Below are 4,593 nucleotides of genomic sequence, written 5' to 3'. Positions count from 1 at the left end.
CGACAGCGCCGCCGGGTCGCCGCTCAGCCGAGCGACGTCGATCCGGGTCGCGTAGCGCACGCTGGCGATGATCTGGTCGTTGCCGTTGTAGCGCCATTCGCTGACGCTGCCGGCGGGATCGATCTGGCCCACCTTGCGGCCGCGTTCGTCGTACAGCAGGACACTGACGGCGCCGTTGGCGTCGGTCAGCCGGACCGGCTGGTGGCGCGCATTGTATTCGCTGCGCGCGGTGCCCAACGCGCCGCCGGCGTCTTGCTGCGCCACCGCCAGCAGTTGCCCGGTCGCGTCGTAGTGGCTCACCGTGCTCAGGCCGTTGCTCAGGCTGACGCGGGTCTGCCGCTGCGCGTCCTGGTAGACGGTGGTGGTGGCCACGCCCGCGCCGTCCCGGCTGCGCACCACCCGGTTCAAGCCGTCGTAGACGTAGTCGGCCAGCACCGCGCCGCTGACGCCGTCCAGCTTTTGCAGCAGGTTGCCCGCCGGGTCGTAGACATAGCGCACGCTGCTGTGCCGCCCGTCGGCCACGCCCTGGCCCTGCGCGTCCAAGGTGGCGTAGCGGGTGCTGCCGGCCACCAGGCCGCGCAGGTCGTAGGTGGTGTCGATCCGCTCGATGCGGCTCGGGTCTTGCCCGGCGGCCCAGGCTTGCAGTTCGGCTTCGCTGCTCGCGTCGCTGGCGGTGAAGACGCCGCCCTGGTAGCGCAGCCGGCTGACTTCGCGGCCCTGGCTGTCGTAGCGGCGCTCTTCCACTCGCCCTTCGGCGCTGAGGCTGAAGCGCAGCCGCAGGCCGCTGGCGTCGTACACATTGCGGCGGGTGCCGATGCCATCCACGGTTTCGCTCAGCAACTGGTGCTGGGCGTTGTAGCGGCGCTGGATCCGCTGACCCTGCGCGTCATGCTCGGCCACCCGGTTGCCGGCGGCGTCGTAGTCGAAGCGGGTGGTCTGGCCGCGGCCGTCGGTCACCGCGCTGACCCGGCCATGCGCGTCGTAGTCGAAGCGTTGCTCAACACCGCCGCCGGCCACCCGTTGCAGCAGGCCGTCGCGGTAATTCAGTTCGGTGCGCAGCCCGGCGGCGTCGCGGATCACCGTGCGCTGCCCCGTGGCGTCGTAGTCGAAGGTGGTGGTCAGCGTCTGCGCGTCGCGCACGTCACTGACGCTGAGCACGCGGTACTCGCCGTTCACCTGCGCATAGCTGAAGTCCAGGCGGCTGCCGTCGCTCTGCTGCAAGCTGGCCAGGCGCTGGCTGGCGCCGTCGTACACATAGCGGGTGGTATAGACCTGGCCGTCGGCGATGCTGTTGTCGTCGGGGCTCAGGTCGGTGGTGACGCTGCTCAGCCGTTGCTGCGCGTCATAGCCGTAGCGGGTGCGGGTCAGCGTCCGGCTCTGGCCGCCGTCCTGGTACACGCTGCGCAACTGGCTCAGCTGGCCCTGAGCGTCGTAGTCGATGAACAGCGCTTCGCCGCCGGCGCTGCGCAGGCTGACGATGCGGCCGGCGTCGTCATAGCCCAGCGTGACGGTTTGGCCCTCGCGGTCCTGCACCTGCGCGAGCCGGCCGCCGCCGTCATAACGTTCCCGGCCCTGGCTGGCGCCATCGGTCCACCACCAGTCCTGGCCATCCCAGCGCACGGTGTCCTCCACCCCGGCGCCGCTTGACGCCAGGTACAGGCCGCGCGCCGCGTCGTAGCGGTACAGCGTGTCGCTGCCGTCTTCGGCCTGGCGCCGCAGTTGCGAGCCGGCGCTGCCCGGCGCGCCGCGGAAGTCGAACAGCTGGCGGCTGTAGCCCAGGCGCCAGTTGCCGGCATCGCCGCCCTGGCCCTGGCTGTTGTAGGTGCGCAGCAGCTGGATCGGCAGGCCGTTGCCGGCGAGGAATTCGTCGCGGTGCTGCAGCACCAGGTTGCCGTTGCCGGCGTTGACGTAGACCCGTTCGCCGCCGCGGCCGAACACGGCCTCGCCCCATTGCCCCTGCGCGCCCAAGGCTGCCAACGAACTGTTCTGCAAGCCCAAACCAGTACCTGCCACCACTGCGACCATGCCGACCTCTCGAAAATCAGATTATTCGAGGAGTCTTATCTGGGAGTTCGCTGGAAAGTTTAGGCGGAAGTGAAAAAATTTTTGAATGGGCAATGCAGACGCGCTTCCGAGCCAGTTCTAAAGTCTCGCGAGCTAGAGCGAGACTAGGTGTTGCCACTGCAAGAGCAGAGTGTAAATGCGGTGCACAGATATTATGAAGGTGTGCTTACCCTGTCACGTTCCACTACGCGCAGCCGACTTTGAACAGATTCTCAAGCCCGCAGCCGACCACTGACGCCGCCGGCCGGATTCAAGCTCCACTCGCTGATCAGCACCATGCCGTCGGCGGCGGCCACCAGCAGGCTCAGCGCATTGGACAGGATCAGCGCACCGGGTTGATGGCCGTGTATTTCGCGCCAGGCCTGCGCGCGGTGCACATGCACGATGACACCGTTGACCATGGCCATGCATTCGAAATCGCCGAAGGCCCGCACCCGGCGCATGATGTCGGCCACCGGCTGATTGAAATTCAGCATCCGGTCTTCATCGCGCCACAGCGGCCAGTAGCTGCCGCCCTCGCCTTGCGGCTGCGCCTGCTCCCACAGCGCGGCGAAATCGCCGGCCACCCGCCCCGCCAGCCGATACAGCGCCAATTGCAGCTTCACATCCAGCGATTCGTGGCTTTCATCCGGCTGCAGCGCGAAGCACTCCTGCGCCAGCACTTCGCCGGCATCGAACTCCCGGCTCAGCCGGTGGCAGCTGCAACCCCATTGCCGATGCCCGTCCAGCAAGGCGCGCACCTGCGGATAAGGGCCGCGCCCCACCGGCAGCGGCGAGGGATGGAAATTGACCGCGTAGCTCAGATAAGGCTCCCAATCCGGCACCCGCCAGTTGTAGCTGGCCACCAGCAGCGCTTCGCAGCCTTGCTCGGCCAGTTCCAACAGATCGCGCTCGCGCATCCGCGACAATTGCACCGGCACGCCCAGCCGCTCCGCCGTCGCCAGCGATTCCTTGTGGTGATGCATGCGGTGGTCCACCGGCGTGCAGAACAGTTTGAGCGGCTGCCAGCCCGCGTGCAGAAACACATCCAGCACGGGCTTGAAACGGTCGGACAGAGTGATGGCGAAGCGCATGGCGGCATTCCGGCGGCGGTGGGCTGTCTTGTTTATACCAAGGCCATCCCGCCCCAACGGCAGTCCTAATGGAAATTAACAGAATCCCCCCAGCCCGCTGGCACGGCGCTTGCATCTAAGCATTGGCCAAACCCTTGTTTTGACGCAATAACTGGCCAAGCTTGCCGCAGTGCGGCAATTCCCTCCGCCAAGGCGGCATGGATTGCCGCCAATACCGGCAAACGTCGAAACCAGGGCAGCGAATGGGAGTTGAGCTGCTCCGTGAAGCTCACGACCGACACTCCATCATGACTTTGCGGGAGATCATCCATGTCAGTCAGCAACACTAGCAGCATCGACGGCGGCAGCAATGCCTGGCAACAGCGCCGGGCCATTCACCAGCAGCGCCGCCAGGATTTCCAGACCATGATCAACGATGTGCAACAGGGCAACCTCAGCGGCGCCCAGCAAGCGTTGTCCAGCCTGCAGTCCAGCTCGCCCAACGCGGCTGCGGCCAGTAGCTCCGCCAGCACGGCGGGCACGGTCAGCACCACCGGCGCGAGCAGCGGTGGCACCCAGGATTTCGCCAGCCTGATCAACTCCATGCAGACCGACGGCAGCGTCGCCAGCAGCTCCGGCGCCAGTTCAGCCAGCGCCGGCAACAATGTGACCCTGCTGTTCAATCAGATGCTAAGCCAGCTGCAGATGAGCAGCTTCGGCGGCTCCAGCGACAGCGATGCCGACGACGCGCTGAGCGCGCTGACCGGCAATAGCGCGGCCACATCGCCCGCCACGCTGTTCAACAACCTGGGCCAGGACCTGAGCAGCAGCAATCTGAGCCAGGCGCAGCAGGATTACCAGCAACTGCAGCAGGACTTGCAGACCAGCTCGCAACAGAGCCAGCCGGCCCACCACCATCATCACCATCATGGCGGCGGCCAGGTGCAGGCGGCGCTGAACGCCTACCAGGCCAATAGCGCCACCGGCAGCAGTGGCAGCAGCAGTAGCCAGACCACCACCGGCTGAACCCCTCCATGCCCCCAGGCCCGGCCTTGCGCCGGGCCTGTTTCATTTACTCTTGCAGGCGCCAACCGATATGAAAATTCACTCCGCCCCCTTCCCGCCGCCCGCGCGCGCGCAAACCGCCACATCGGCCGAAGAGGCGGCCTTCACCCCTGCTGCCGCGCCAGCCGCCCCCGAGCCGGAGCAGCAGCCGGCGCCAACCAGCCGGCCGCGGCTGGACATGGCAACCCTGGTCCGCCTGCTGCTGATGCAGATGCAGCTCAAGCTGAGCCAACCTGGCGACGCCGCCGAGGACACGCTCAAGCTGGCCACCGGGCAGGAGGCGGCGCCGGCCTCGTCCGGTTCGTTGATCGACGATGTCGGCCAGGCCGCCGCCAGCGGCGCGCAGGACGCGGCCCAGCAGGCGGCCACCGCCGAACAGCCGATGACGCCATCCGCCGCCGGCGCGGCGCTG

General features: G+C 67.2%; 4 protein-coding genes. 2 read left to right on the top strand and 2 right to left on the bottom strand.

Annotated features, from left to right (window positions below; all coding sequences use genetic code 11):
- Both LQT98_RS19105 and LQT98_RS19100 read right to left on the bottom strand, forming a co-directional pair.
- On the bottom strand, positions 1-2,025 hold a 2,025-nt coding region (locus LQT98_RS19105; RefSeq protein ID WP_231464367.1), incomplete at its 3' end, for an RHS repeat domain-containing protein.
- Between the two features lie 251 nt (positions 2,026-2,276).
- Positions 2,277-3,137 (bottom strand): methionyl-tRNA formyltransferase, encoded by an 861-nt coding sequence (locus LQT98_RS19100; RefSeq protein WP_231464365.1) that lies wholly within the window; start codon positions 3,135-3,137, stop codon positions 2,277-2,279.
- 309 nt (positions 3,138-3,446) lie between these two features.
- On the opposite strand from LQT98_RS19100, the gene LQT98_RS19095 reads away from it, so the two are divergent.
- A complete protein-coding gene (locus LQT98_RS19095; RefSeq protein ID WP_231464362.1) occupies positions 3,447-4,142 on the top strand; it encodes a hypothetical protein in 696 nt (231 codons plus the stop codon).
- 70 nt (positions 4,143-4,212) lie between these two features.
- Positions 4,213-4,593 (top strand): hypothetical protein (locus LQT98_RS19090; protein WP_231464360.1); only part of this gene is annotated, 381 nt, incomplete at its 3' end.

This window comes from Chromobacterium aquaticum, from assembly GCF_021129195.1.
In the GTDB taxonomy this organism is placed as follows: domain Bacteria; phylum Pseudomonadota; class Gammaproteobacteria; order Burkholderiales; family Chromobacteriaceae; genus Chromobacterium; species Chromobacterium aquaticum.
Note: the sequence above shows the minus strand (reverse complement) of the source record. Positions and strands in the feature narration are given on the sequence as shown.

What these genes read in the sequence shown, in the direction of transcription:
- LQT98_RS19100 (WP_231464365.1), bottom strand. Translation starts at nt 3,137, where the DNA reads ATGCGCTTCGCCATCACTCTGTCCGACCGTTTCAAGCCCGTGCTGGAT.
- LQT98_RS19095 (WP_231464362.1), top strand. Translation starts at nt 3,447, where the DNA reads ATGTCAGTCAGCAACACTAGCAGCATCGACGGCGGCAGCAATGCCTGG.